The organism is Paenibacillus alginolyticus DSM 5050 = NBRC 15375 (assembly GCF_000422905.1).
Classification (GTDB): Bacteria; Bacillota; Bacilli; order Paenibacillales; family NBRC-103111; genus Paenibacillus_E; species Paenibacillus_E alginolyticus.
The window spans coordinates 1-24898 of the sequence record NZ_AUGY01000033.1 but is presented as its reverse complement, the minus strand read 5'-3'; the positions used below and the strand labels follow the sequence as shown (position 1 = coordinate 24898).

At 43.3% G+C, this 24898-nt stretch carries 25 protein-coding genes; 2 read left to right on the top strand and 23 right to left on the bottom strand.

The window, feature by feature from the left end; translation table 11 throughout:
• Position 1: 1 nt before the first annotated feature.
• The 5 genes from cysD to G519_RS47535 form a co-directional block, all read right to left on the bottom strand.
• Entirely contained in the window at positions 2-925 is a 924-nt protein-coding gene (cysD, locus tag G519_RS0115670) for a sulfate adenylyltransferase subunit CysD (protein ID WP_244280127.1), read from the bottom strand.
• 1141 nt (positions 926-2066) lie between these two features.
• Positions 2067-2276 carry a hypothetical protein gene (locus G519_RS0115660; RefSeq protein ID WP_029195516.1) on the bottom strand — a complete coding sequence of 70 codons (210 nt, stop codon included), beginning with the start codon at positions 2274-2276 and terminating at the stop codon, positions 2067-2069.
• On the bottom strand, positions 2260-2538 hold the full coding sequence (locus G519_RS0115655) for a hypothetical protein (RefSeq protein WP_029195515.1): 279 nt from the start codon (positions 2536-2538) through the stop codon (positions 2260-2262). Before G519_RS0115655 ends, G519_RS0115660 begins: the two co-directional genes overlap by 17 nt.
• A 103-nt stretch (positions 2539-2641) precedes the next feature.
• The gene (locus G519_RS0115650; RefSeq protein ID WP_029195514.1) at positions 2642-5059 is read right to left on the bottom strand and encodes a restriction endonuclease-like protein; all 2418 of its coding nucleotides are present in this window, start codon (positions 5057-5059) and stop codon (positions 2642-2644) included.
• Positions 5031-7661, bottom strand: a complete 2631-nt coding sequence (locus G519_RS47535) for an MrcB family domain-containing protein (RefSeq protein ID WP_161632929.1) — start codon at positions 7659-7661, stop codon at positions 5031-5033. The genes G519_RS0115650 and G519_RS47535 overlap by 29 nt, the downstream gene beginning before the upstream one ends.
• 306 nt (positions 7662-7967) lie before the next feature.
• On the opposite strand from G519_RS47535, the gene G519_RS0115640 reads away from it, so the two are divergent.
• A complete protein-coding gene (locus G519_RS0115640; protein ID WP_029195513.1) occupies positions 7968-8870 on the top strand; it encodes a hypothetical protein in 903 nt (300 codons plus the stop codon).
• A gap of 657 nt (positions 8871-9527) precedes the next feature.
• Here G519_RS0115640 and G519_RS0115635 read toward each other — a convergent pair.
• From G519_RS0115635 to hxlA, 11 genes are all read right to left on the bottom strand, one after another.
• On the bottom strand, positions 9528-10613 hold the full coding sequence (locus G519_RS0115635) for a hypothetical protein (RefSeq protein ID WP_127527896.1): 1086 nt from the start codon (positions 10611-10613) through the stop codon (positions 9528-9530).
• 31 nt (positions 10614-10644) lie between these two features.
• Positions 10645-11487 (bottom strand): ion transporter, encoded by an 843-nt coding sequence (locus G519_RS0115630; RefSeq protein WP_051253425.1) that lies wholly within the window; start codon positions 11485-11487, stop codon positions 10645-10647.
• A 65-nt stretch (positions 11488-11552) separates the two neighbouring features.
• A complete protein-coding gene (locus tag G519_RS0115625; RefSeq protein ID WP_029195510.1) occupies positions 11553-11930 on the bottom strand; it encodes a PH domain-containing protein in 378 nt (125 codons plus the stop codon).
• Positions 11931-12069: 139 nt separating this feature from the next.
• The gene (locus G519_RS47530) at positions 12070-12672 is read right to left on the bottom strand and encodes a response regulator transcription factor (RefSeq protein WP_051253424.1); all 603 of its coding nucleotides are present in this window, start codon (positions 12670-12672) and stop codon (positions 12070-12072) included.
• Between the two features lie 3 nt (positions 12673-12675).
• On the bottom strand, positions 12676-13218 hold the full coding sequence (locus tag G519_RS47525) for a sensor histidine kinase (RefSeq protein WP_244280132.1): 543 nt from the start codon (positions 13216-13218) through the stop codon (positions 12676-12678).
• 20 nt (positions 13219-13238) lie between these two features.
• Complete coding sequence (locus tag G519_RS47520; RefSeq protein ID WP_029195508.1) at positions 13239-13901, bottom strand: LytS/YhcK type 5TM receptor domain-containing protein; 663 nt, start codon at positions 13899-13901, stop codon at positions 13239-13241.
• Positions 13902-14527: 626 nt separating this feature from the next.
• Positions 14528-15496, bottom strand: a complete 969-nt coding sequence (locus G519_RS43170; RefSeq protein WP_161632928.1) for an iron-containing alcohol dehydrogenase — start codon at positions 15494-15496, stop codon at positions 14528-14530.
• Between the two features lie 8 nt (positions 15497-15504).
• Complete coding sequence (locus G519_RS52975; protein WP_161632927.1) at positions 15505-15624, bottom strand: iron-containing alcohol dehydrogenase; 120 nt, start codon at positions 15622-15624, stop codon at positions 15505-15507.
• A gap of 149 nt (positions 15625-15773) precedes the next feature.
• Positions 15774-16679, bottom strand: a complete 906-nt coding sequence (gene gnd / locus G519_RS0115595) for a phosphogluconate dehydrogenase (NAD(+)-dependent, decarboxylating) (protein ID WP_029195507.1) — start codon at positions 16677-16679, stop codon at positions 15774-15776.
• Positions 16676-18175, bottom strand: a complete 1500-nt coding sequence (gene zwf, locus G519_RS43165; protein WP_051253423.1) for a glucose-6-phosphate dehydrogenase — start codon at positions 18173-18175, stop codon at positions 16676-16678. The genes gnd and zwf overlap by 4 nt, the downstream gene beginning before the upstream one ends.
• A 156-nt stretch (positions 18176-18331) precedes the next feature.
• The gene (gene hxlA, locus G519_RS0115585) at positions 18332-18964 is read right to left on the bottom strand and encodes a 3-hexulose-6-phosphate synthase (protein ID WP_029195506.1); all 633 of its coding nucleotides are present in this window, start codon (positions 18962-18964) and stop codon (positions 18332-18334) included.
• Positions 18965-19145: 181 nt separating this feature from the next.
• On the opposite strand from hxlA, the gene G519_RS0115580 reads away from it, so the two are divergent.
• Positions 19146-19550 (top strand): winged helix-turn-helix transcriptional regulator, encoded by a 405-nt coding sequence (locus G519_RS0115580; RefSeq protein ID WP_029195505.1) that lies wholly within the window; start codon positions 19146-19148, stop codon positions 19548-19550.
• 641 nt (positions 19551-20191) lie between these two features.
• Here G519_RS0115580 and G519_RS52185 read toward each other — a convergent pair.
• From G519_RS52185 to G519_RS43155, 7 genes are all read right to left on the bottom strand, one after another.
• The gene (locus tag G519_RS52185; protein ID WP_244280126.1) at positions 20192-20467 is read right to left on the bottom strand and encodes a zinc-binding dehydrogenase; all 276 of its coding nucleotides are present in this window, start codon (positions 20465-20467) and stop codon (positions 20192-20194) included.
• Positions 20413-20769, bottom strand: a complete 357-nt coding sequence (locus G519_RS52180; protein WP_029195503.1) for a zinc-binding dehydrogenase — start codon at positions 20767-20769, stop codon at positions 20413-20415. Before G519_RS52180 ends, G519_RS52185 begins: the two co-directional genes overlap by 55 nt.
• A 172-nt stretch (positions 20770-20941) precedes the next feature.
• The gene (locus G519_RS0115565) at positions 20942-21823 is read right to left on the bottom strand and encodes a GGDEF domain-containing protein (RefSeq protein ID WP_161632926.1); all 882 of its coding nucleotides are present in this window, start codon (positions 21821-21823) and stop codon (positions 20942-20944) included.
• A 387-nt stretch (positions 21824-22210) separates the two neighbouring features.
• Positions 22211-22522, bottom strand: a complete 312-nt coding sequence (locus tag G519_RS0115560) for a hypothetical protein (RefSeq protein ID WP_029195501.1) — start codon at positions 22520-22522, stop codon at positions 22211-22213.
• A 701-nt stretch (positions 22523-23223) separates the two neighbouring features.
• The gene (locus tag G519_RS0115555; protein ID WP_029195500.1) at positions 23224-23808 is read right to left on the bottom strand and encodes a histidine phosphatase family protein; all 585 of its coding nucleotides are present in this window, start codon (positions 23806-23808) and stop codon (positions 23224-23226) included.
• Between the two features lie 2 nt (positions 23809-23810).
• Positions 23811-24557, bottom strand: a complete 747-nt coding sequence (locus G519_RS0115550) for a DeoR/GlpR family DNA-binding transcription regulator (RefSeq protein WP_029195499.1) — start codon at positions 24555-24557, stop codon at positions 23811-23813.
• A 43-nt stretch (positions 24558-24600) separates the two neighbouring features.
• A partial coding sequence (locus G519_RS43155; RefSeq protein ID WP_244280112.1) for a transposase occupies positions 24601-24898 on the bottom strand: 298 nt, incomplete at its 5' end.

Genomic DNA, 24898 nt, shown 5'->3' with positions numbered 1-24898 from the left:
TTTAGAAATAACCCTCCCGTTTACGTCTTTCCATACTTCCCGCCGCTTCTTGGTCAATTACCCGTGTTGTCCGTTCGGATGAGACCGCACCAAGCGTTTCTTCAATAATGGCATCTATCGTATCCGCCTCCGACTCGGCTCCGCCAGTAAGGGGATAGCAGCCTAATGTACGAAACCGCATCTTCTTCATTTCAATTTTCTCATGAGCTTCGAGTTTCATGCGATCATCGTCAACCATGATGAGATGTCCGTCGCGTTCGAGTACAGGTCTTTCTTTTGCAAAATAGAGTGGCACAATATCAATGTTCTCTCTGCGAATGTATTGCCAGATGTCTTTTTCCGTCCAGTTGGATATTGGGAATACGCGGGTGCTTTCGCCCTTATTGATTCTTGTATTAAAAAGCTTCCACATTTCTGGTCGTTGGTTTTTCGGATCCCAGGCATGGTTTTTATTACGGAAAGAGAATATCCGCTCCTTCGCACGCGACTTCTCCTCGTCACGTCTTCCGCCGCCGAACGCAGCTGTAAAACCGTATTTGTCCAATCCCTGTTTTAATGCTTGAGTTTTCATAATATCGGTGTACGCGGAACCATGATCAAATGGGTTGATCCCTTGTTTAACACCTTCCTCGTTCGAGTGAACAATCATTTCGATCCCAAATTCTTTCGCTTTGCGATCGCGGAATTCGATCATTTCTTTAAACTTCCAGGTTGTATCAATATGCATGAAAGGAAATGGCGGCTTCTCGGGATAAAAAGCTTTCAGCGCCAAATGCAGCATCACGGAACTATCCTTCCCGATCGAATACAGCATCACGGGATTTTCACATTCCGCCGCTACTTCTCGAATAATATAAATCGCTTCAGCCTCGAGTTGATCCAGATGCGTCATTTCATCTATGGAATCAAGCAATTGTTTTTCCATGAAAAGGTGCCTCCTTTTAATTCTTACTAAATCCATCGTCTTTCTTTATATCCTATCAGATTCTAGCTTTTATGCAAAGTGGAAGAAAGTGAAAATCTCTATATTTCTATTATTTTTCACGAATATTGTCGTAGTTTTTTTGAAAGCGTCGCTTTCTTAGCGAAATAGTCACTTTATGGCATTAAAGTTCACTTTGTTACGCTGGCATGGAAGGGTTCAGAAAAGCGTGGGAGTCGAATCCCTGTTCATTTTATCCATGCGAATATTAGATATTCTACCGTAATGAATGAAAGTTTCTTCACATAAATATTAGGGACGCAACATTTCGCGTATTATGATTAGGTGTAGTCGCCCCAGAGTTATTCTAATACAAGTCTTTCTTATTTTATTAAACAGAAAATAAGCACCCAATTATCGAGTGCTTTTGATTTCTCCTATTACTACTCTAACCCAATCCCCAAAACCGCACTCCCCAAATCCAAATGCTCCCGATCCAGCGTCACCTTCACCTTACCCACACGCCGTTTCTCACGCCAATCCCGCAATTCCTCTTCCGTCTCCAACCGCAGTTCGGGCTGTTCGAGAGGCCCCTAATCAACTATTTGCTAATGTGCTACATGGTACAGAACAGGCATTACAGATTGAAGTGAAGCCTGCAAACTCAGCTAGCACAATTCAATCAATTGAAATAGATTTTCTTCGTTTCTATCGTAAAATGCGGGGAGTTTCCACACGAAACCTTCCCATTTATTTAACTTGGTACAGAATGCTGCATTTACTGGATGCTGTTAATCCACGAATTTTAGCGGATGAGATGTTCAAACTTTGTCTTGATAAAAATGCATTATCATACTCACGAAGATTGATAAAAAAGTTGATATGATTTATACTGCTCCAATCATTAATTGTGATTAACGAAAGCAAGTAGAAGTATCTTCTCTTGTGATTTTGCTCATCTTTTAGTAAACCATTTGTTGGTACATGAGATCTTTCAAAACTTCCAATAATTTGCAAAACAAAAAACCTCCGCCGCATGATTGGGGGGAGGTTGCTAGTTGAAATTTTGCCATTCACTTCTTCCAATAGACGTTTTCACGCTTATGCTTAATTCCATCTATCCAAATGACAGATTTATCTTCATCTACCTCAAACACAAGAATGACTTGGTAGAGACCAAGTCTTGCCCAATAACCTTCCAATTAACCAAAACAGCGGTAAGGGTTGGTGTGTAAGATAGTCGTTTAAAAGACTCCAAATAAATTCTTTCCTTCACTTCAGGAGGATAAGCCAGTATACCAGCTAGCTCATCAAGAGCTGTTTGCGACCAATATACATTATAAACTTTGTCCACGCTCAAATTCCTCCACCTTTACACGGAGATAATCGAGCCCTTCTTGTTGGCCATAAACGCGTCCAGAGTTTCTATCTTCGCGGCTTTTTTGAACCTGTGGTATAAGATCCGCATCTTCAGAAAGAGCCTCGATATCCAATTGCTGAGCAGCTTCACGTTCTCGCTTCATGTTCAAGTAACCAATAAAGTCAAGAACTTCAGCCGCATCTTGTTCAGGAATATGGTCGATCAAACGTTTCAACTCTTCACGATTCACGCTCATGGATAACCCCACCTTTCGATTACTATTACCATTATACCACAACGGCAATAGCATCTAATCATTCGCTTCCCATTACTTTTTCGCATCGTGCCCCTTATTTATCTCAGTCTGAAGAGGTTACCCCAATCCCTAACACCGAACTCCCCAAATCCAAATGCTCCCGATCAAGCGTCACCTTCACCTTACCCACACGCCGCTTCTCCCGCCAATCTCTAAGTTCCTCTTCAGTCTCCAAACGCAGTTCAGAGACCTCCTTCGCCCTATTAAGCATATAATCCGTCGTATACAAAATCCGATAAATCCCATGCCCCGCGGGAATTATCGCTTTCTCTCTTCTAACCCATTCATCCACCTCAAACACAACATAAAGCTCATCCGTCGCACCTCGACTTGAGGGAATAGCCGTTATCGCCGAGCGTGGAACAACCTTCCACTCTCTCACTCTTCCATACCACGAGATGCCCGCATCATCCGCACCAAACAAACGAATCGACTGATACAACGCAACGTATTCCAATCTAGTCAACACCTTATGATCCGTAATATTTCGCAAAGGCGTATGGTAAAATCCATGCTCCAACGCAGCATCCAGTTGCGGCTTCTTACTCAGTGCCCCAACCAACACATTTTTCCCAGACAATTTATTACCGTAATACTCCTTAGTCCCTCGCGGCCTCGTCGTCCGCTCATAGGCTTTCTCCGGACTATCCATGATAATCTCGTCCAGGAATTTCTCCATTAAACTCGTCGAATTCGGTAAAAATGGAAAAGCCCCAATATTAATGAGCTCCACACTTTTATAGAACTTATGCTGCTGGAACCGCTCCTCATCATGATAGGGAAACAACACATAAGCCCCAAACATGCTCCGCTCGTACTCTTTCCCCTGCCCCTCCGAATACACAATCGCATCCCGATAGCGGTGCATCGTATTAATATCATCCTCTTCCGGCCCCGGCATCCGGTATCTCTCGAAGTACGGCGTACCCTCATAAGCAGGATTAATGCGATATTTAGCATCGAAAATGTATTTATACTCCGCCGCGGCGTCGTTCTTTTTCAAAGTCAGGACATTATCTGGCCGCTGGGACAGAGTTGGACTATGCTGATCATCTTTGGGCAGCGCATTATAAAACAGCGTAAAAATCTCCCCGTTGGGCGGGTTTTTATACACCATCTTCGCCTGCTGGGACTTATCCAGTGTGACGAACAGCCCACTCCGATTGATTTTGATAATATCTTGTTTGAGCAGCTCATACTTTTTGCTTAAAAGATGGTGAATCTTCAAGAAACACCAGTATTCATAGAGCTGAGCCAAATCTTTCATCGATAATCGGAAAAGATCATTCTGAATCGACAAACCTTTTAACAGCATTAAATAATAACGGTATACCTCTCGGTACCCCGATGCCATTTGCAAAACCAGAGAAATAGACAGCTGACTCATCTCGCCAACTTCCAAAAAATCATGCTGTAACAACCGCTGCACCTGACTCTGCATAAAATTAAGCTTCTTCGTAAGATTAGGATCTTCTATACGACTTTTTTGAGCTAAACGCGTTTTAACATCCTTAAGCTTCTGCCCAATGCGTACAAGCACCCATTTCACGAAGCGATTCTCGGCCGTATCATAATGAACATGGCGTCTAGTCTCAAGCAAATGAGTCGGTGTAAACCGCTGGCCCTCTACCTGAATGATCCCGTTCACAGGATCCTTAGCTAATAGATGTGGGCGCTTGGCTAGGTAGGCAATGTTCTCTTTTCCGGCTCTTTTCACACGTGCAGCATCTACTAGACGATTCTCGCTTTGAAGCTTAAAATGTGGCGACAGCTTGATCCTCTCAACAGCCTGCACAAGCTGCGTAAATACATGCAGCAAAATCGTAAAATACTCCGTCAAACTCTGATGATTCGTTTCTTTTAACCCTGTCAGGTTGTACGTTTTCCGCAGAAAATCGAAGGAAAGATTATAAATCTGTTCATTAACATCGTTAAGGATCATCTGATAGTCATTCTTATAATCGATTTTCGATGGAAAAATCTCTAACTGAAGACGAAAAATAGCCTCACCATTCAATCGAAGCTCCAGCTCAGAGAGTCCAACTTCATTTTGAAAATTAAGAATCCCTGATAAAATCATCTTCCCCAGCGGCTTAATCGCCTGTCTCACATGGATGTTGTCGTGGTGAAAGGTTAAGGGGATATCCGCCTTCTTTTCAATGACCAGTTCATAGGCCTGCGTTTCATAAAAAGTCGGCGCACACACATCGCCCGAACTCCAACTCGTCATCACCCTGTGTTCATGAGAGAAAACAGAAATAGAATCTATGACCAACGAATCCACCAGCGGTGCAGCGTGAAAATGGGCATCTACCCACTCCTCATCCCCATTACGATGGAGATTCAAAGTTTCAACCGTGGGATGGAACGGCTTGCCCTGAATATAGAGATTGAACAGATTCGTCTCGATTCGCAGCAATTCCGTGCTTTGATTAAGAGAGCCAGTATGAGGTAAAGCCATCTTCTTCTAACCTCCGTAGCATGAAGGCGATTTTCCTTGCGCTTTGTGGATATTTGGATGCTGCTAACGTTTCTGGAGAGAGATAAAGCTTAGAGGCATCCTCCATATACTCCGTAATAGGTAAGCTACGATCCTGAGCCACCTGCATCAATTGAAGCAAAGCTTTTTTCACAGACGAATTACTCCCTTGAATACGAGGCAAAATCTTCTGCAACAACTGCATATCGAATGCCGCTTCCTTACTGAGCAAAGCAAACCGATCATTATAAATCATGTAAAAACTCACCGCATCCCGGATCCGAAACCCTACGTGCGAATGAATCTGCTCCAAAATCCCATTGATCTTCACCAATAACTCAGTCGTCTCTTCCGTTAACTGCTTATAGTCACGATAAACATCAACCAATTGCAAATATTCGCTTCGCAATAATGAATTAGGAGGAACCGCAGCACCTTCACTAACCGGCATCCCTTTACCCTTTGGATACTGACCAAGGTCAATGTAATTAAACTCGATCGTGTTGGCGCGGTCTAATACCTTTTTGCTAAAAGGATGCGTCGTCTCATCCATATTCACCGTTCCAACAATATAAACATTATCTGGCAGATGCAGGTTGCCGTACAATTGCTTATCTGACTCATTTTGCAGGGAGTCTCTATGTATAAGCGGCGTTGTTACAATCCGTTGATTATCCCACTCTTGCGTCTCAAGCACACTCAGTAAATCACTGAAATAATGCTCAACCCTAGCCAAATTCATTTCATCCAAGCATATAAAATAGGGCTTATGCTGATTACTCGGCTTTGAAGCCTCAACCAACACTTCAGTTAATTTCCCAGGTCGAAAAACACCCGACAAATCCTTGTAGCCCAACAGATCAGAAGGATCGCTCCAATCCGGGCGGACTGGGATTAATGAGAATTGGCCATTACTCGCGGTTGCTCCTACTGCCTCAGCGAATAGCTTCACGAGCTTTGTTTTGCCAGAGCCTGAAACTCCTGCCAGAATGACGAAGGGCTTTGCTTTTAGAGATAAGAAGAAGTTCTCGATCCAATGATCAGGGTACATGAACCCTTTGCTGGCGATGAAACTCTTAATCGTAGCTACTCGCTCGATTACTGTTAGTGAATCCACAAGAGGTGTCTCCTCCCACTCGTTATACGTGTACTGCTGACCTGATTTGGTAACAAACTTCAATATCTCTAGCCAGTTGAGTATAAAAATAGACCTTTGCTTCTGGGTAACTTCTCCCCAAGTCTCAAGAGTGCCGAGAGCATTGTTAAACATTGGAGAGAATTCGTCTAAGGTGAAGGAGCCTAGCTCCTTACATAGTTCGATAGCTTTATTAATGCTTCTAGTAAGCGGAGTTTGAATTTCCGAGTTATTTAGGTGATCTCGAATTATCTTGACTTGGAGATCACTTAAGACCCATTTATTCTCGCTAAAATGGTTCGTATACTCCTGACCTAGCTCGGTCAAGGAGAACTGATTCTCATTTATAGATAATAAATTCAAATCTTGCAATGCTCGTCCCAGATGTCGGACTCTTTCCTTTGGATGCTTCACATCATCCCCGGATAGAAGAACACTGCCTTGATTGGTTACTAATTCCTCTAAGGAGATAGGATTCGGCTCATTATCATGCAGATAATTCAAAATACCTTGCCCAGCATACAAATGACTGATCGTATAATTGAAACTAATGAGTGCCTCAGGTTCATCTTTCGGATGGAGCACCTTATTTACATATTCGTTATAGTTAATTAAAGCATTGCTAAGGTCTGCGACGAGCTGTTCATCATCTGGTATTTGGTCCAAATCGTAACGGTAATAAGCTACTGTAGACACCTGATAATCCTGGCCAATGCCGCCAGATGTTAGATAAATCGCATCGTCTTTAACCATGCCTTCGAGAGGGAGCATGTTTCGAATTTCTTGCACTTTTTCTTTGAAATATTGATAGGCCGCTGCCTTACCTTTCGTTTCGATTGGGATCGTGACTCCTTGAAGGAACGTCAGGTAGACGGATTTCATATCCTCTGCGAAAAGGTAGACCAGATACTCGCCATGGCGTGTTGTCTCTGTGATTCGCTTATCCATGATAGCGATCCAAGGAATGGTAGCCCAATTTCCTTGTCCTACTGACCCAGTTATCTTTAATTCCGAGTGGGTAAAAGGCAACTTCCTTAACTCGGTTGGTATCAGTTGTCTTACAAGATTGCCGAGTCTGTGTCCTGCGAACGTTTCTCTTTTTGCTGCTAGATAGGTGGATAAAATATCGGATAGCGCTTCTTTTATGGAGAAGTTTTCTGGTGTCTGCTGATTGTAATAGTTTTCTAATTCTGTTTGAGCGTAATTGTAAAGTTCACTTAGAACATCGTCTGACCAGGACTCATATAGCTCTTTCTTAAAGCCGATGGATTCGCTATTTTGTTCCAAAATGAAGGAGAGTGCTGAAATTGGGGTGGAAATGACAGACTGTACGTTGCCTACAGTCATGCTATTCCAAGTGGCTCCCGCTTTTTCAGGTGGCCGGTCGACCAAAAGACCGTTTGATTCTCTCTCTTGAAGCAGCGAGAGGAACCGTTGTTTTAATTTCAATAAAGAGACAACCCTTAGTTCGGTTTCACGCACCTCAGATAAGAGTGCTAAAACGAGTATCATTTTGTAGGATTTTTGCTTGCTTAAAAATATGTTTAATAGCTCCGAAGGTAGAGTCACATTTATCACCTTTTTATAAAAGTATGAAATTAAGAATTTTAAAAATTCTATATTCTTCTTACTTATTCGACAAAAAGATAGTAAAAGCCTTGCTTTTCAATGATCAATGAGAAGCTATTAATCTATTATCTAATAATATGTCGAAACTATGGTACTATATTCCTATTATAATAAGGAGATGATATTTTGGATCAGCAAACTGTGTCTTGGGTTTTCAGTGGTATTGGAGTAACACTCATACTTACAGTATTAGGCTTGTTAAAATTTATTTTTGTTCCACATCCAGTTATATTTATTACTCTTGAAGAAAAAGCTTTTTTAACCGGTTATCAACGAGTAATTAGAATGCTTATTCTTGAATTTTCAGCAATGAGTGTGCTTACATATATGGCGGTATTTTCTACATCATTTAATAATATGGAACATCCATTAAGTATTACTTACCCATATACGGAAAATCCTATCATTTCAAATTTAATGATTTTAATTTTCCAAGCCATTGCAATGTTATTACTTATCAGTTTTCTAATTCTTTCGATAAACGATAAATTATTGGCCTTTTGCTTAAAGAAATTTAAAAAGAATAAAAAAACGTCAATTTTATTTCCAATACTATTTATAATTTATTTAGCTATCCTTAGTTCTCACTTTGGTTACTTCATCAATTGGATTCTGAGTTACCTTAATTCCTCCCTCAGTCTAAAACAGAAAGAATCTGTTGATACATTATTAGTATTACCTACTTTTAAATCATACATAGGCATTTCTATTATCTTTTTACTACTATATGTACTATACAGAGCTTTCCTACAACCTATGGTCATTATTTTTAACAAAATCTCTACCACAGTCATTTTAGCGACAATCACTCTAAACAATGGTACAGTGCTCTACAATAAGTACATCTTACGACAAAGTGTTGATGGAAACATTCTTATTGGTGATAAACCCAAACCTACGGAAGATTGCGATAAAATAATGCTTCCTAAGTCCAGTATCCTACTTATTGAATTTAAGCGAGTATATAAATCTTTAGGGGATAAAAATAAAACTGTCAATCGAATATTACTTCCCCCAGATTTCAAGTGAACATATTGTGCAATTGAAGTTTAATTTTAACGCAAAAAAATCAATCAGATTTAGCAAACAACCTCACGAGTTTCGACTTTTAAGTGGGAATTAACTAAATTTGCCGCCCTCTTCGTGGTTAGCAACGAGGAGCTTCTACGAAATATGATTCACAAGATGATTAATCAAATTGACGTTCACGAAGACGGTTCAACCGAAATCAGTTAAACTTCCAAAACTAATTGATAAGAAAAGGGCATAGCCTATTTAGGCTCCCCCTCCCCTCCATTCCATCATTGTAACAACCTCTATATGCACTATATGCGAGTCAATCCGACCTTCCGATGCAATCTGTTATAGTCCGCTGAAACCTTAATCATTCTGGGTTTTCATGTAAGTAATCTGTTCTAATATAATCTTTTAAGATGGCTTATGAACCCCTTAACGGCTTTTCATCATTTCAATTAGTTATCGTAACGTTGACAATAAGAGAAAGACTTTTTTCAATGGCATTAAAAACAACTGCTACTTCAACTCTTTGCTTTACCACTATTTATGGTACAGTTCTCCGTATCGGGTCTAACGCGAATTTTCTAGCAAATAAGTAGAAGTACAAAAAGTCGCATTGCTATTTGGCGGTAGCAATACGACTTTCTCTTTTCCGGCGGTTATTCTAGGTCAAACGTTCAAATAAGTACAGAATGGTAAAACTAAGGATAACAACAAGTATCCAAACGTAATGGAATAAAATACAACTCTGTCGAATGCTACCGATAATTCGGGCTTTTCTTGTTTTTGATATAAGTTATAGGACAAAATGGCCGCGGCCACAATTAAAAAGACCGAAAGCAACGCCGATAAAGTGAGAATATCCAAAAGCCCGAATGTGCCTGAATTTGCCGGCACGAGGGAATTGACTACATAGGCATTGGCAATGACGCCAAAAAATGAAGCGCCGCCGAGGCCCGTTCGGGCATCGATAAGTTCGGGTTTTGTCCATAATACTACTAAGCCGAGACCAACAGACAATAAGTAAGGGAGAAATATTTTAAAATAAAAGCTCCAGTCGGTTCTGATCATTGAAATACCTATAGCATACTGGGAGAAAACCCGATACTGGCCTTTAGCATTGGGCGAACTAAAAGTGGACTTATACTCGTGCGGTTTAACCACTTCTTCAAATTTAGTGACACGATAACCGGGAACTTTCACTCTGGAACTCATAGCCGATTTGTCATCCACCACATAGTTTAATGCTGCACCGTCGTTCTTTTTATCTTCAATAAGAATATTAAGCATATGGTCTTCAAGTGAGAACCGCGTTGTGTTATAAACCTTATCTGCTGTAATGCTAATCTTATAGCGTTGATAATTGCTGCCGTCGTCTGAATAGTGCTCACTTGAAAGTTCCTTAGAATCTATTTTTCCACCTACAATTTGAAACAGATCACCTGGATTTAGTTCCTTATTGCCCTGCCAGGAGAACCAGATATAGAGATCGGCAGAAAATGACGAATCCGCTATGGAAACATTACGTATGTTCTCCAAGTAAGAACCAATCTTTACCTCAGTAAAATCGGGTTTCTTCGGAGGATATTGGGCCTCTGCCTGAGTAACATCCATACGGTTCTTGTGATCTATAACTGAAGTTTTTCGCACGTTTGACATAAATAAACCGAAATACACGGTCATTCCCAAATATATGGCTACAATAATAATTGCACAAATGATTAATCCTTTTTTCTGTTTCTTTGTGATGTTCATGAGGGTCTCTTGCACGTGGAATGGCATCTCCTTAACTTGATTTCGTTATCAGTTCTTTTCTCTCATTCATCAATAAGAGCTTCAAGTCCTGAAGTTCCTTCCGCAGCAGTGCAATTTCAGACGAGTCTACTTTGATTTCATGAACTTCTTTCTCAATATCGGCAATATCTTCTTGAACCTCACTTGGGATCTTAGACGCATTATTTACAATTTCCCCGACGACCAGGTTCAGCATGACGAATACAGCGATAAAAATGAACGTTACAAAATAGGCCAAAGCAAACTGCGAGTTTTCGGCGATAGGGCGGTAAATATTGGCCCAATCATCGAATGTGGCGATCTGGAAGAGCGTAATGAGGGACTTGGATAAATCTCCAAAATATTGGGGGGAAGCCTCCGAAAAAAACGTGGCGCCTGCCACTCCGTAAATAAAAAAAACGATGATCATTAATAACGAAATACTTCCAATGGTTGGAATTGCCATGAAGAGCGATGTAATGATTCTGCGCAATGAGTGGATCGAGGAAATCGTCTTGAGAATCCGCAGCACCCGCAGTATTCGAAGCACACTGACAAACTGGGAATTGATGAAGATAAGACTCGCTGCAACAACGGTAAAGTCAAATAAATTCCACCCGTCCTTGAAATATCGAGTCCGGTCAACAACTAATTTCAATATGACCTCAATGGTGAAAATGCCCAAAAATATAACATCGAGCGTGTGAAATAACGAACCGTAAGCCTCGTCAATCGCAGGATAGCTCTGAAATCCGATTACGATTGCATTTAAGAAAACAACGGTCAATATGAAGTTGGCAAATTTTTGGCCGTGGACAAACGCCTTGAAGCCGGAAGATTTTGTCGTGTTCACCATTCTCTATAGCCCTCTTTTCATTTATTCGGCGCCGGTACAATACCGGCGCCGCCTGTTGTCCTTTTTTATTTTAAAACGAACCGCGCCAGTGTCTTCTGTACGTCGAAGATGTTTTTGTCCTTTTTGAATTCTTTCACAATCGGTTCATGGATACCGGATACCCAAATTTTAAGCTCTGCATCCAAGTCCAAATGTCCGGCGGTTTCGACAGCAAAATTGGTTACGCTTTTATACGGAATCGAACGATATTCGACTTTTTTACCGGTGACGCCTTGCTTATCGACCATAACCAGCCGCTTATCGGTGAACACCAGCAAATCGCGAATCAACTGAAACGCTTTTTCAATTTGCTCCTGAGGAGCGAGTATGAGTTCAAATTCTTTCTCGACTTTCTGTACATCGATCTCCGTGGCATTCCCCAACAACCCGCTTAAGATTCCCATAATTGAACATCCTCCTGTTTATTCGTATTGACCAAATACAAAACCCTATCGCACTCTTCTCTTAAATGACGACAAATTTTGCTATATACTAATTTTATGCTGGTTTTCTTCGCAAAAAAATCCCCCGATTGGGGGATTCTCATGCAATTATGTTCAAATCTTTCGCACGCTGGAGGGCTTGAACTCGATTGTTAACCTGCAGCTTTCTGTACACATTTTTAATATGCGTCTTCACCGTTTCTGCCGAAACGTTCAGTTCATTGGCGATTTCTTTGTTCGATAATCCTGCGGTGATTAATCGTACAATCCGTGATTCTTGCCCTGTCAGTATTTCTTGATCCTGTCGGACAATCTCCATGGCGATTGCAGCAGGTGCAGTTAATCGTTTTTTTAGGATCTTGTCCAACGTCCTGGACATTCTTTGTTCGGTTACGGGCTTCATCAGATAGTCCAACGCACTCAGATCAAAAGCTTGAACCGCATAATCGTCATAACCGGTTACAAAGATCACGTCTATGGAAACATCGAGTTCATGCAGCAAGCTGGAGAGCTTCATCCCGTTAATTTCAGGCATGGAAATATCGAGAAAAGCAAGTTGTATCGGGTTTGTCTTCACATAATCATAAGCTTCCCACGGGTTCAGAAACGTATGGCAGATTTCGATCTCACCGCTCACGGAGAGTATGTTCTTCAACCGTAATATCGATAATTCTTCATCATCTACGATTATGGCTTTCAGCATGCTTCAACCTCCCATCTGCCTTAGCGGAAGTACCGGAATCTCGAAGTAAATCTTCGTCCCTTTTGCTTCTGCGCTTTCAATACAAATACTTTCACCATAAAGATGCTTGAGGCGCTGACTAATATTTCTCAGCCCAATGCCTCTGTTTGTCGTATCTTCTTGAAGGATTTCCTGCTGTTTTTGATCGCTCATGCCGCATCCGTTGTCCTCTACTGTAAAGTTGACAGAAGCGCTCGCTTCCTTTTGGATAATCGTTATTTTCACGGTTCCCCCCCGTACATTGGACATCAGTCCATGCCTAACGGCATTTTCAACCAATGGCTGCAGGATCAGCGGAGGGATCCGGATATCCAGATCGGCATTCACATCGTATTCGACACACAATCTAGCGCCAAAACGTGCCTGTTCGATATTGAGATAGGCTTTGACGAGCTCCAATTCATTATCTAAAGTTGTCATCGTTTCCATTTGTTTGAAGTCAAAACCGCTTCTCAAAACTTGCGACAGATCCAAGGTCAATTTCTCGGCCTTACCAGGCTCGTGGATACATAATGCGGCGATCGAATTCAGAGCATTATATAGAAATGGGGGTTGATCTGTGAACGTAAAAAGGCAATTTCCGCGTCCTTGACTTTAGATTGCAGCTGCTGATTTTTTTTGAGTGTTTCCTTTATGATTTCATCAAGTGAAACAAAGAAAAACACAACCGCTAACGTAATCATGCTATGTAGAAGTTCTGCCTTAAAAATGTTAAAGGACAATTTACCAACTAAATACGTTGAAGTTATTCCAACAAGACAATATAAACCGGATAGGAGCAGCGCAATGGTTATCCGCTTGACCATGTTAGCTTTTATGTACAACTTTTGAAAAATTACGAAAACCGGCATGCTTATCACAAGGGTCAGAATCGTCGTATAGAGTCCCAGATCAATTCTAAGATAAAGTCGGTATAAAATGATAATGGCGGCTAGCAATATACCTGTTCCCATACCGCTATATAAAGTCCCTAACAGTAAAGGAACGATTCTGATATCCAAACTGAAATGATTGTTAATACTAGCAGGATAGGACATGCACAGCAAAATGGATAGTGCAAATAATAAGGTTTGGATGACTCTTTTGAAATGATTTTTTCCTAACCTTTCCGCAAAAAATAAATGAAAGGTAAAAACAAGGGTTGCTATAATGGCCAATTGCAGCAAAAAATCCTTAAAAATATTCATCATATCGTGATCTCCTCATGCTGACACCCCGGGCATCCACCCCTATATTATAGCTGATTTCACATTGTTTACGGAACATTCAATATTTAAAAAAGCGAAATGCCGCAACGTGACGGCCTTCGCTTTGAATGAATGTGATATGACGGTTAGGATTGGCATCTGGCATCAGCGAAGGTAGCGAATGAAAGTGAGCAAAAGTTCGCGCTTAGTCAGCAAAGATACAAAAATCATACAATCCAAAGTCCCGCGTCGAAAAAAATACGGTGCCTTGAGCGATTACAATCACATCAAAAAACAGCAAGTTGTGAAAAGTGGCGAATATGATCTTCTATTGTATTCACTCCGTCTTTGTTAGTCAATTCCCGTCACTTATGATACGGTTCACCTATCATCAATAAGGCAAAATTTCTCTCCGCCACTTGATCACCACGCAAGAAACCCTTATGAGCCATAACGCTCTGTACTGATTTTGATTCACGAACACATAAACAAGCTGATACCAATAGAATACCCGGTCTCAGCTTGTTTGTTTGGTCTTTTTTGTCCACCAAATCCGGATCTTAACCATTCGGGCAAAACCCGGATTTTTTTGGGTTTCAAGTAGGAAGAATCAACATTAAAAGTTAACTTTATCTCCAGTATACGCACAGATGAAAATTCGCTTCATGTCCTCTACTGGTAACTTGCCGGGGATTGGAGGGCGTACATGGATCCTGGATCGCCCCCGCTGCCATTTGATCCAGCTTTTTCTGGAAATCGGCTTCGGTAATGCCGAACTGCTTCAATGTTAATGGAAGCCTTAACGATTTGTTCAATCCGCGGAGAATCTCCGTTAAGGAATCGACGAGCGCCTCTTCCGTGCTTCCCTTTAAGCCGAGCAATCTGGCAATGTCCGCGTAACGCACGCTATCCGCCTTTTTGTTAAAGTCAATGACATAAGGCAGATAAAGGGCGTTGGCAAGACCGTGCGGAATATTGAACAGCGCGCTGCTCTTGTGGGACAGGCTGTGTACAATTCCCAAAAATCCATTAGAGAAAGCCCTACCGGCTATGCATTGGGCATAGTGCATCTCACCTCTTGCTTTTTGATCTCCTGTAACCGATTTTTCAATGTTGTCCACGGCCAATTTAATGGACTGCAACGCCAATGGATCGGCAAACGGATCATGCAAAGTTGATACATACGCTTCGATTCCGTGAGTCAAGGCGTCCATTCCCGTATAGGCCGCAATTTCTGGCGGCATGGAATAAGTCAATTCCGAATCGACAACGGCGATATCTGGGGTGATCTCGTATCCGAATACCGGGTACTTCACTCCTTTTTCACGATCCGTGTGACGGAAAAAGGGGAAACGTCGGTGCCCGTTCCGCTCGTCATAGAAATCGCAGCAAAACGTGCTTTGCTGCGTAAAACAGGCCAGCGGGTTCGGGGCTTTTATTTGCTCAAACGAAAGCTCCGGATGCTCATACAGGATCCACATTGCTTTGGCAGCATCGATTGGGGATCCGCCTCCGACGGCGACAATCCAGTCAGGCTCAAATTCCGTCATCTGCCGGGCGCCGTTTTGAACGGTAGTTACGGATGGGCCGTTCTCCACCCCTTCGATCAACCGCGTTTGAAAGCCGGTTCTTTTAAATAAGCTTCCACTTTCTCCAGGTAACCCGAGACCTTCACCGATTGGCCGCCGATGACGATCATGGCTTTATATCCTTGGAGACTTTTCAATATTTCCAGAGAGCCTTCTCCGTAATAAACATCTCTCGGAATAGTAAAAACGATTCATAGTTGAGACTCCTTTTCTTCAAATATTTGGATGTTCTTCGCTTAGACTTTCCTTAAAGCTTTATGAATATCTATGATGCCGAAATTGAAGCTTACTCCGTTAGGTGTGACCGTTCCACCGCATGCCCGCCGAACTCGCTCCGCAAGGCAGCCACCACTTTGCCTGTAAACGTATCTTGTTCCAAGGATCGATAGCGCATCAGTAGAGACATCGCAATAATCGGTGTTGCAGCCTGAAGGTCCAACGCTTCCTCCACCGTCCACTTTCCTTCGCCGGAAGAATACATTACGCCTTCAATCCCCTCCAGCTTTGCGTCTTTCGAGAAAGCCCGTTCCGTCAATTCCATCAGCCAGGAACGGATAACCGAGCCATGGTTCCAAACCTTTGCCACCTGCTCGTAGTCAAAGTCGAATCCGCTTTTCTCCAGAACCTCAAAACCTTCACCAATCGCGGCCATCATCCCGTATTCGATTCCATTGTGGATCATTTTCAAGTAATGCCCGCTGCCGGATTTGCCTGCATAGAGATAGCCGTTTTCCACTGCGGTATCCCGGAAAATCTGTTCAGTCGCACGCCAAGCGAGCGGATCCCCTCCAACCATATAGCAGGCCCCATATCGTGCTCCTTCCACCCCTCCCGAGGTTCCGGCATCCATAAAATGGACTCCTGCTTCATTTAACTCGTTATACCGGCGGATGGATTCCTTATAGTGAGAATTTCCGGCTTCGATGACGATATCACCTCTGGAAAGTAACGGCTTTATTTCGCCTAACACGGAATCGACCACGGAATGCGGAACCATGATCCAGAGGACTCTCGGCGTTTCCAGGGAACCAATTAACTGCTCCAAGCTCGCGGCGCCCGCAGCACCATGGATCTGAAGCTCTTTCACCGCTGTCTGATTTAGATCGTACGCAACCACTTCATAGTTGTGATCCAACAAATTTCGACCTAAATTCAACCCCATTTTGCCCAAGCCGACCAACCCAATTTTCATATCACAAGCAACCTCCTTTGTTCTTTTTCTTCTTGCTCATCATGCCACCAATGGAAACCTTGCTCCGACAATAAGCGGCAAGACGTCTCGGGACCATATGAACCCGATGGATACAACTCCAAGGGCAGCACGTTTTCTTCGAACGCTTCTAATAAGGGCTCTACCCACTCCCAAGCCGATTCTGTTTCCTCCCAGCGCGCGAAAAACGTATCGTCGCCCCTCAAAGCGTCGTATATCAGCAGTTCGTAGGCCTCAGGCATGTGAACCGAGGACTGCGAGAAGTCCATATATACCGGTTTCGTTTCTCCGCTCTTCAACACATTTTTACCGTTCAATTGCAGTGTGATTTTTTCATCCGGATTGATCTGGATCGTAAGCAAGTTTGGGGAAGTTGTCCGCTTTCGGCTGGAAGAAGCATGTTGCTGCGGATCTTTAAACTCAACGACAATACGGGTCGACTTCTCCCTCATTCTTTTTCCCGTCCGGATGTAAAAGGGCACCCCACTCCAATGCGGGTCGTCGATCCACAAACGAGCTGCGACAAAAGTATCGGCCATCGAAGTCGCACCTACGCCATGCTCCTCTCTGTATCCTGCCACTGCGTTACCCCCGATTTCCCCCGCTTCATACTGTCCCCGAACCACATCGAGCGCTGCGTTTTCTTTGGACAAGGGACGAAGCGATTTGAGAATATGGCTCTTTCGTGTGCCGATCGGAATATCGGGACTATGCGCCATTTGGTGTATAGCAATCATCATCAGAAGCTGGAGCATATGGTTCTGGAACATATCCCGAATGGCTCCGGCTTTGTCATAGTAACCTGCACGATCTTCCACTCCGACCGTTTCCGCCGCCGTAATTTGTACATTGGCAATGTAACGATTGTTCCATAGGGCCTTAAGAATAGGGTTGTCCGACACTAAAGTTTCCAGATTCTGCACCATGGGTTTGCCCAGGTAATGATCGATCCTGTAAATTTCATTTTCCTCAAAAGTTTGGACCAGTTTGTCGTTTAGCTCCCGAGCTGATATAAGGTCCTTTCCAAATGGCTTTTCGATGATGAGCCGCTTCCACCCTATGGCGGTGGCCAAACCGCTTTCCTTGATGTTAGCCGCTATGGTTTGAAAAAACTCGGGGGCGACGGATAAATAAAACATGCGGTTTTCAGGAATGTCCAGCTCTTTTTCCTGCTCTAGTACGATGTTGAGCAGCTCCCGAAAGCCCTCTTTTTTCGTAACATCTATGTCCTGATAACGGAAGAAGCGAAGAAACTCTTGCATAAGTAACTCATTAGGCCTGCTTCTGGAGAAGGTTTGTAAAGAAAGCTCTACATAGGTTTTAAATTCAGCGTCTGTATATGGTTTACGTCCCAAGCCGATCAATGAAAAAGAACGCGGTAATTTTCCCTCTAAATAGAGATTGAACAGTGCCGGAAAAATTTTTCTTTTGGCCAAGTCGCCGGTGGATCCGAACAAAATAAAAGTCATCGCATCCATCATTTTCACCCCTTCATTAGCGGTTTTGTGTGGAAAAAGAATCGTCCCCACCAAAAGTGAGGACGATCATCAATTAAGGTTTCATCGACTACATGAGCTTCATTGCCCATTTGCATCATTCAGAAAGCAAAAGCTTTGCCATCCGTATGAATATGTTTATCCTTGCTTAATCAACTTCTGCATTTCAGCCGCTGTTGCCTGCTTGTCTTCCGCACCGGTAATGCCGCCGCCTACGATTACCAAGTCCGGCTGCGCCTTGATGACTTCCGGCAAGGTGCTTAGCTTAATACCGCCAGCGACCGCCACTTTGGCATTTTTAACGACGCGCTTGATGGTCGTAAGATCCTCGAAGGAGTTTTTCCCAATGGCCTGGAGATCGTAAACAGTATGCACACAGATATAATCCACTCCAAGTGCATCAAGCTCTTTAGCCCTACTTTCAATATCTTTTACGCCGATCATATCGACAAGAATTTTCTTGTTTTGCTTTTTGGCCTCTTCAAGAGCTCCCTTGATCGTCATATCTTCGGCAACTCCCAAGATCGTAACGATATCGGCTCCAGCTTGAGACGCCTTCATCACTTCGTAACCGGCTGCATCCATCACTTTAAGGTCCGCCAACACTTTCAAATGAGGAAATGCCTCCTTGATTTCCTTCACGGCTCTTAATCCTTCATTAATAACAACCGGCGTGCCGATTTCAACGATATCGATATAAGATTCGACTTCTTTCACCAGTTCTTTCGCTTCCTGAATATTTACAAGATCTAATGCCAATTGCAGTTCCATATTATATTCACTCCTCTTTTGATTGGTTGAACGGATGTTTTATTGATCCGTTTCTTTGGTATAATGGTACAATGAACTTCGATAGGTTTGATTCTAATGGATACTGTGAAATAAAAAAAGAATGCACTTTTTTGTGCGCTGGTTACAAAAAAGTGCCTTTTGAGCGGTAAGGGGGAAGAATATGTCAGACTTAAGAGAAGAAATACTCGACAAGCTTAAACAAGGCGACTTCAATTGCGAGAAAGAACTAACTCTGTCAATTATCGGCGGTAAGTGGAAGCTCATCATCCTCTGGCATCTCGGAAAAGAGGGCACTCAGCGATTCAGCGAGCTTCAAAGACTATTACCGAAAATTACACATAAAATGTTAACTAGCCAGCTGAAAGAATTAACGGATGACGGCATTATACATCGGGAGGTATATCCTGAGGTGCCCCCGAAAGTGGAGTATTCGATGACCGAACTGGGCATGACGCTGCTGCCATTGTTGGAAATGATGTATGACTGGGGCAAAAGGAGAATAACAGATATCAAAAACTCGAACGAGCAAATCATTGGGCTCCGGAGTGACCATCAAACTAGATGAAAAAACCGCTCAGATCATGAGAGCGGTACGAATGTCTACAAGATTCATTAAAAACAAACCCAACACTCATAGGTGCGGGGTTTGTTGTAGTGACCAGTTCGCGGCGTGATGCTTAGAATGTCTTTTGCCCAACTTGAATTCGAACTTACCATAATAAGATCGGTTGCCTATGAAAATTTAGGTAACCGATTTATTTCATTTCCGCGCCCAGCAAGCGGTTAATGCCAAAAATTTCGCCTCACTTATGGTACGGTTCACCGCATTTAATCTTAAACGTTCACAATTACCAAAATAAAATCTAATTGGAAACAAAAGTTCCTTTGCCTCCCCAATTCGTCCCCAAACCTATTACTCTCTCACTCATACCCCTTATAAATCAATAGACATACTGATTCGATATGTGTGGAATATATAAACTCTACATGTAGACATTTTGTCTACAACAATGGTAAGAAACTAGACGACATATTTCTGATGTCTACAAACGGTTTACAATTTCGAGCAGAAGAAAAGCCCAGACTGCATGAGGTCGGGCTTTTCATGGTGGAGGCGATCCGTGGCTGAGCAAAACCACAATTCGCCGCCGAATAATGATACGGATGTTTGGGGGAGGTGGCGTAATATGCCCCTGTTATAGGTCTTCACCGGGAAGCCATCGGCGGTTCCATGCATACGACGACCTTACCTTTTGCGCGGCCTTCTCCGAAATACAGAAGCGCCTGGGCAGCGTCTTCTAACGAATACTTCCGATCGACTACGGGCGTAATTTGGCCAGCTTCGATAAGCGCCTTCCACACCAGTTGATCGTCGTGATTCGGCTTGTGGACAAGAACGGCCATTCTCTTCTTTTCCAGCAAAGCCGTCAGCGGTGCCGCCAGCAACGTCTGGAGTATGCGAGGAAGAGCCCCTCCGACCATGGCATGTGTGCCCCCGGCCTTAGTGCGCGCCTGATCGACAAAACCGACCGGTTTCCGACCACGTCGAGAATCAGGTCGTATCGCGTTCCGTTGGCGGTGAAATCCTCTTTCACATAATCAAGGACACAATCCGCGCCGATGGACCGCAACATATCTAGCTTTTGGGCATTGTCCACACCGGTGACTTCCGCCCCAAGCATTTTGGCGTATTGAATTGCGAATGTGCCAACGCCGCCCCCCGCACCATTGATGAGAACCCGCTGGCTCTTTCGAATCTTTCCTTTATCGCGCAATCCCTGCAAAGCGAGTACAGCCGCCTGTGGAATTGCCGCCGTCTGCTCAAAGGTGAGCCCCGCAGGCTTTGGCGTCAGAGCTGGAGTTTGGCCGCTCTTGACAGCAATACCCGCGGCAGAGCTTCGATAAAGTGGTATTCCATGCCGTGTTATTACAGCTACACAACGTGAGAATCGAAATTTACCTCTTTTGCGGCATAGGATTCTCTTGCGATTTCAAGTGGTTTTTGTGCTCATACATTTCCCTGTCGGCTGCTTGCAGGAGCTCCGATACGTCCCTAAGTCCCGTCTGTTCGGTCGAAACAATGCCCACCGAGAATAAGATCGGAATCGGGACGCCCTCCTCCTGAACAAAGGGGTGCTGTGTGACCAGCTTGGTGAGTTCCTGTCTCAGTATAGCCCCGGAAGGGGCCTGTTCTGCTTCGGTTAACAGGAAAATGACGAACTCATCCCCGCCCAGCCGGCCAATAAGTCCGGGACGACCCTCCAGAAACCGCCTGAGCAGATTCGTCGCATGAACCAGCACCTGATTGCCGACCCAATGGCCGTAGGTATCGTTAACTTGTTTGAATTTATTCATGTCGATGAGCAGAACGGTGACGGCTTTGCCCTCGTCGATGTCCGCTTGGACCCGCTCCAGCAAGTAATGAAGGACATAGAGCCCCGTTAAGCTGTCAGTGATGCTGGCAATCCGATAACGGTCGCGTTCTTGCGCCAGCTCACGGAGCCTGCGCGTCCGGATGGCCAAGATGCCGGGTACGGTCATGAGGGCCAATATTTGGTCGATCGCCAGCAAGTGCTGCGGGCCTCCGAGGAAAGTCGCAGGGTACATGCTGAGCAGTAAAGCGACCATATAGGTGGTGACGATTCCAGTATAAAGGAATGCATAAGTCAGAAACACTTGAAAGATGATTTGCTCGAATTCTGCCATATTCGGATGTGCGGCGTCGAGCATCAGGGAGTAGAATACAAAGCTGACGGTAGACAGTAAGACGAAGAGCCTTTTCCACCGATTCCGAAAGCACCAGGCTAGACAGATAAAGAAGATGAAGGCTCCCCCCATCAGCAAACCCTGTTCCGAGTGACGGGAGTGATAACCTATGCCGACGGCATCAAAGAGGAGTGTGCCCAGAAACGGCCATAGCAGCCCATGCTTCCGCATCTCGTTCACCAGCCGGGTGTTCTTCTTAAAAGTGGACATGCGAAGTCTCCCTCCTGAGGTTCCTGATGAATGGAACTGCTTTCGTTCCGGCAATATCGTAAAATTCTCTATTTTCACGTAATAGTCTTCTATTCCACAAGCTTTGAAATATCCTTTTCTCTAGTAAATTTCCCGCCTTTAAGCGAAGATCTGTCAGATAAGCCACATCCGATAATAATAAAAGGCTAGCCATTAATAAAATGAATCTGTGATTTAAATAACACGCCAATTCGGGTAAATGATAGAAGATCATCGAAGGGGCAGGATTGAAGATGACACCTTATCAAGCCAACCGGCTTCTTTGTCCCGTTTCGCGAAACCGATTGTGTCGGCAAGACCGTTATCGTCTGATAACCCGCCAAATAATCGGACCAAAACTGTTTGCTGCGCAAGCTTTCTGAAAATCCCCTCGTCCATTTTCCCTTCGAAAGACAAAGTCAACTGCTCCATATATTGCTTGCTATCCGGTTCGGTCAAATTGTGGAAAAGCATTCCTTCTTGGACCGGGGTAAGCGCGACGATATCCTCAAAGTTATCTTTATCGATTTTTTGCTCAGCCATGGGTTCAACCCCGAATCGAAATTTATGCAAACCGCCCCATTGACTCCACGCGGCGGCCAGTCGGCTCGGAACACATCGACCTTTTTCCTATCGCTTAATAGTCGAAGAATCAACAATTCCGCTTATTAAACAGTAGTATCCAATCCACTGTATATATCGGATAATAATTCGACAGTATAAGTGAAAATCCTCCAATGGGTAAATTACACTATAGTGAAAAATGACAATTCCTTATTAACAGCAAACTTCTGAACCTAGTTATGATGTCCTGCAATTAAACACAAAAGCCTGAGGATCACCCTCAGGCTCGTATAGTGTAACTGACCATGCCGTGCTCCCAACTGAACTAAGTAACTATATCAATAACTCCATTTATGCAATACTGTCAAATCTCATTTACGAACCATCAATATTAGACACTCCACATGCACCGTATGCGGGAACATAGGTTACTTTGTTTCTATTTGTTGCAGTGGTCTAAAGCCTTGATCTATAAGTCTTTTCTTCATTTGAGTATTGTTATATATGGTTGCAGTTTGCTCATTATTAACAGCTTTCGTCCCCAGTTGAAGAACAGTTGATTCTGGTTGCTTCATTTCATGATTTAAAATAAACTCAGCTTAGTTTAACAAAATTCCCCACATCATGCAGCACATGCTATTATGTTGTTTCGATGAGTTTTTTGCAATTAACACCTATGATTAAGTATCCAATGGACCAAGATGCTTCGTACAATTTAACAGCTTACAGCACCATTTCATTCCTTCACGCTCAATGACAGTAAGGGAAGTATTCAGTAAATGTCCTTTCATGAACCTTCCACATGTATTCTCAAGGACGGGCTCGATAAAACCTCCGTGGCTCACAACCAAAATCCTTTTCCCGGCATATTTGTCCTCCATATTTTGCGAAAACGATTGCCAGCGCATGAACACCTGATCTTTTGTTTCCATGCCTAGATCCAGTTCCCGCCAATGCTCCCCCCATTTTAAAACCCTCTCTTGCAAAGTAGTGCCTTCTAATTCACCAAACGACCTCTCGCGAATACGAGCATCTATCCCTAACAATGGGATATTTGCCAGGCTTGCCACAAGCTCAGCAGTTTCTTGCGCCCGAATCAAATCGCTGGCTATGATACCGTCCCAAGTTTCCTGTTGCAATCGCTCCCCCAAATAACGGGTTTGAAGTCTTCCAATCTCCGCGAGAGGGGTATCCATTTGTCCCTGCATGCGACCCGCCAAATTCCATTCCGTAGTACCATGGCGTATAAATCCAATTTTTTTCATGGTTATGATACCACGAAATACTTAGCATTCTCTTTCGCTTCTAACACTTCATTCGCTTCATCCGTAATAATAATACATTCATCAATATCAAAAACCTTGCAAAAGGTTGTTTTATTCGCTTTCGAACTATCAACTAACACATAGGTTTCCTTTGAATTTTTCTTAACAATTTCCTTTTTTTTCGCTTCTTTAGGGTCAGGTGTGTTGATTCCGCTGTGAGTATCGAAACCGCTGGCACCCAAGAAGGCCTTGTCAAAAAACATATTCGCCAGTAAAGTTTCCGTCATCGGACCTGCGATGGAAGCTATAGATTTCGTAATCTCTCCACCCAATATCATGCAAGTGTATTTGGTATCCTCCAGCTCGTTAATGACCTTTGTGTTAGAAGTAACCATTTTCACATTTTTATTTTTGAGGTATTTTACCATTTCAAATACGGTTGTGCCTGAATCAATGTAAATAACATCCCCATCATTAACCAAAGAGGCAGCGAATTTGGCGATTTTATCCTTTTTCTCGAGGTGCATGAACTGTTTTGTTTGGATGGGAGTCTCGTAGGCATCCTCTTTTACTCTTACAGCTCCCCCGCGCAGCAACTCAATTTGGCCTTCTTCGGCAAGCGATCTCAAGTCTCTTCTTATCGTAGAAAGTGAAATATCTTTTAGCGAATTAGCCAGCTCTTCCACATATACGATTTCTTTTTTTCCTACTTCTTCTACAATCCGTTTCCTTCGCATATAAGGAATCACTATAAATTCACCCCCATCACGCTTAAATATTTATTTTTTTTGATTATCCAACTAGCTCAGGATAGGTAATCGTCGTAGACGATAGGCAACAATGAACTAACCTATTGAATAACTCGCTTTTGACCTCACGGCGGTTGAATCGATAGCAAAACTCATCGAGATATGCTTGTAGGTGCTTAGGATCTAAGCCGTGGTAGGTACCACCAATAAAAGCTTTCGCATTAGAGATGATCGTATGAAGCCACTTTAGATGATCTGGATTTTCTTTCAGGTCGTACTTTTTGGCTTCATGGTGGAAGCCATTTTTGGCCAAAGCTTGATAAGAACGATATCTATCGCTG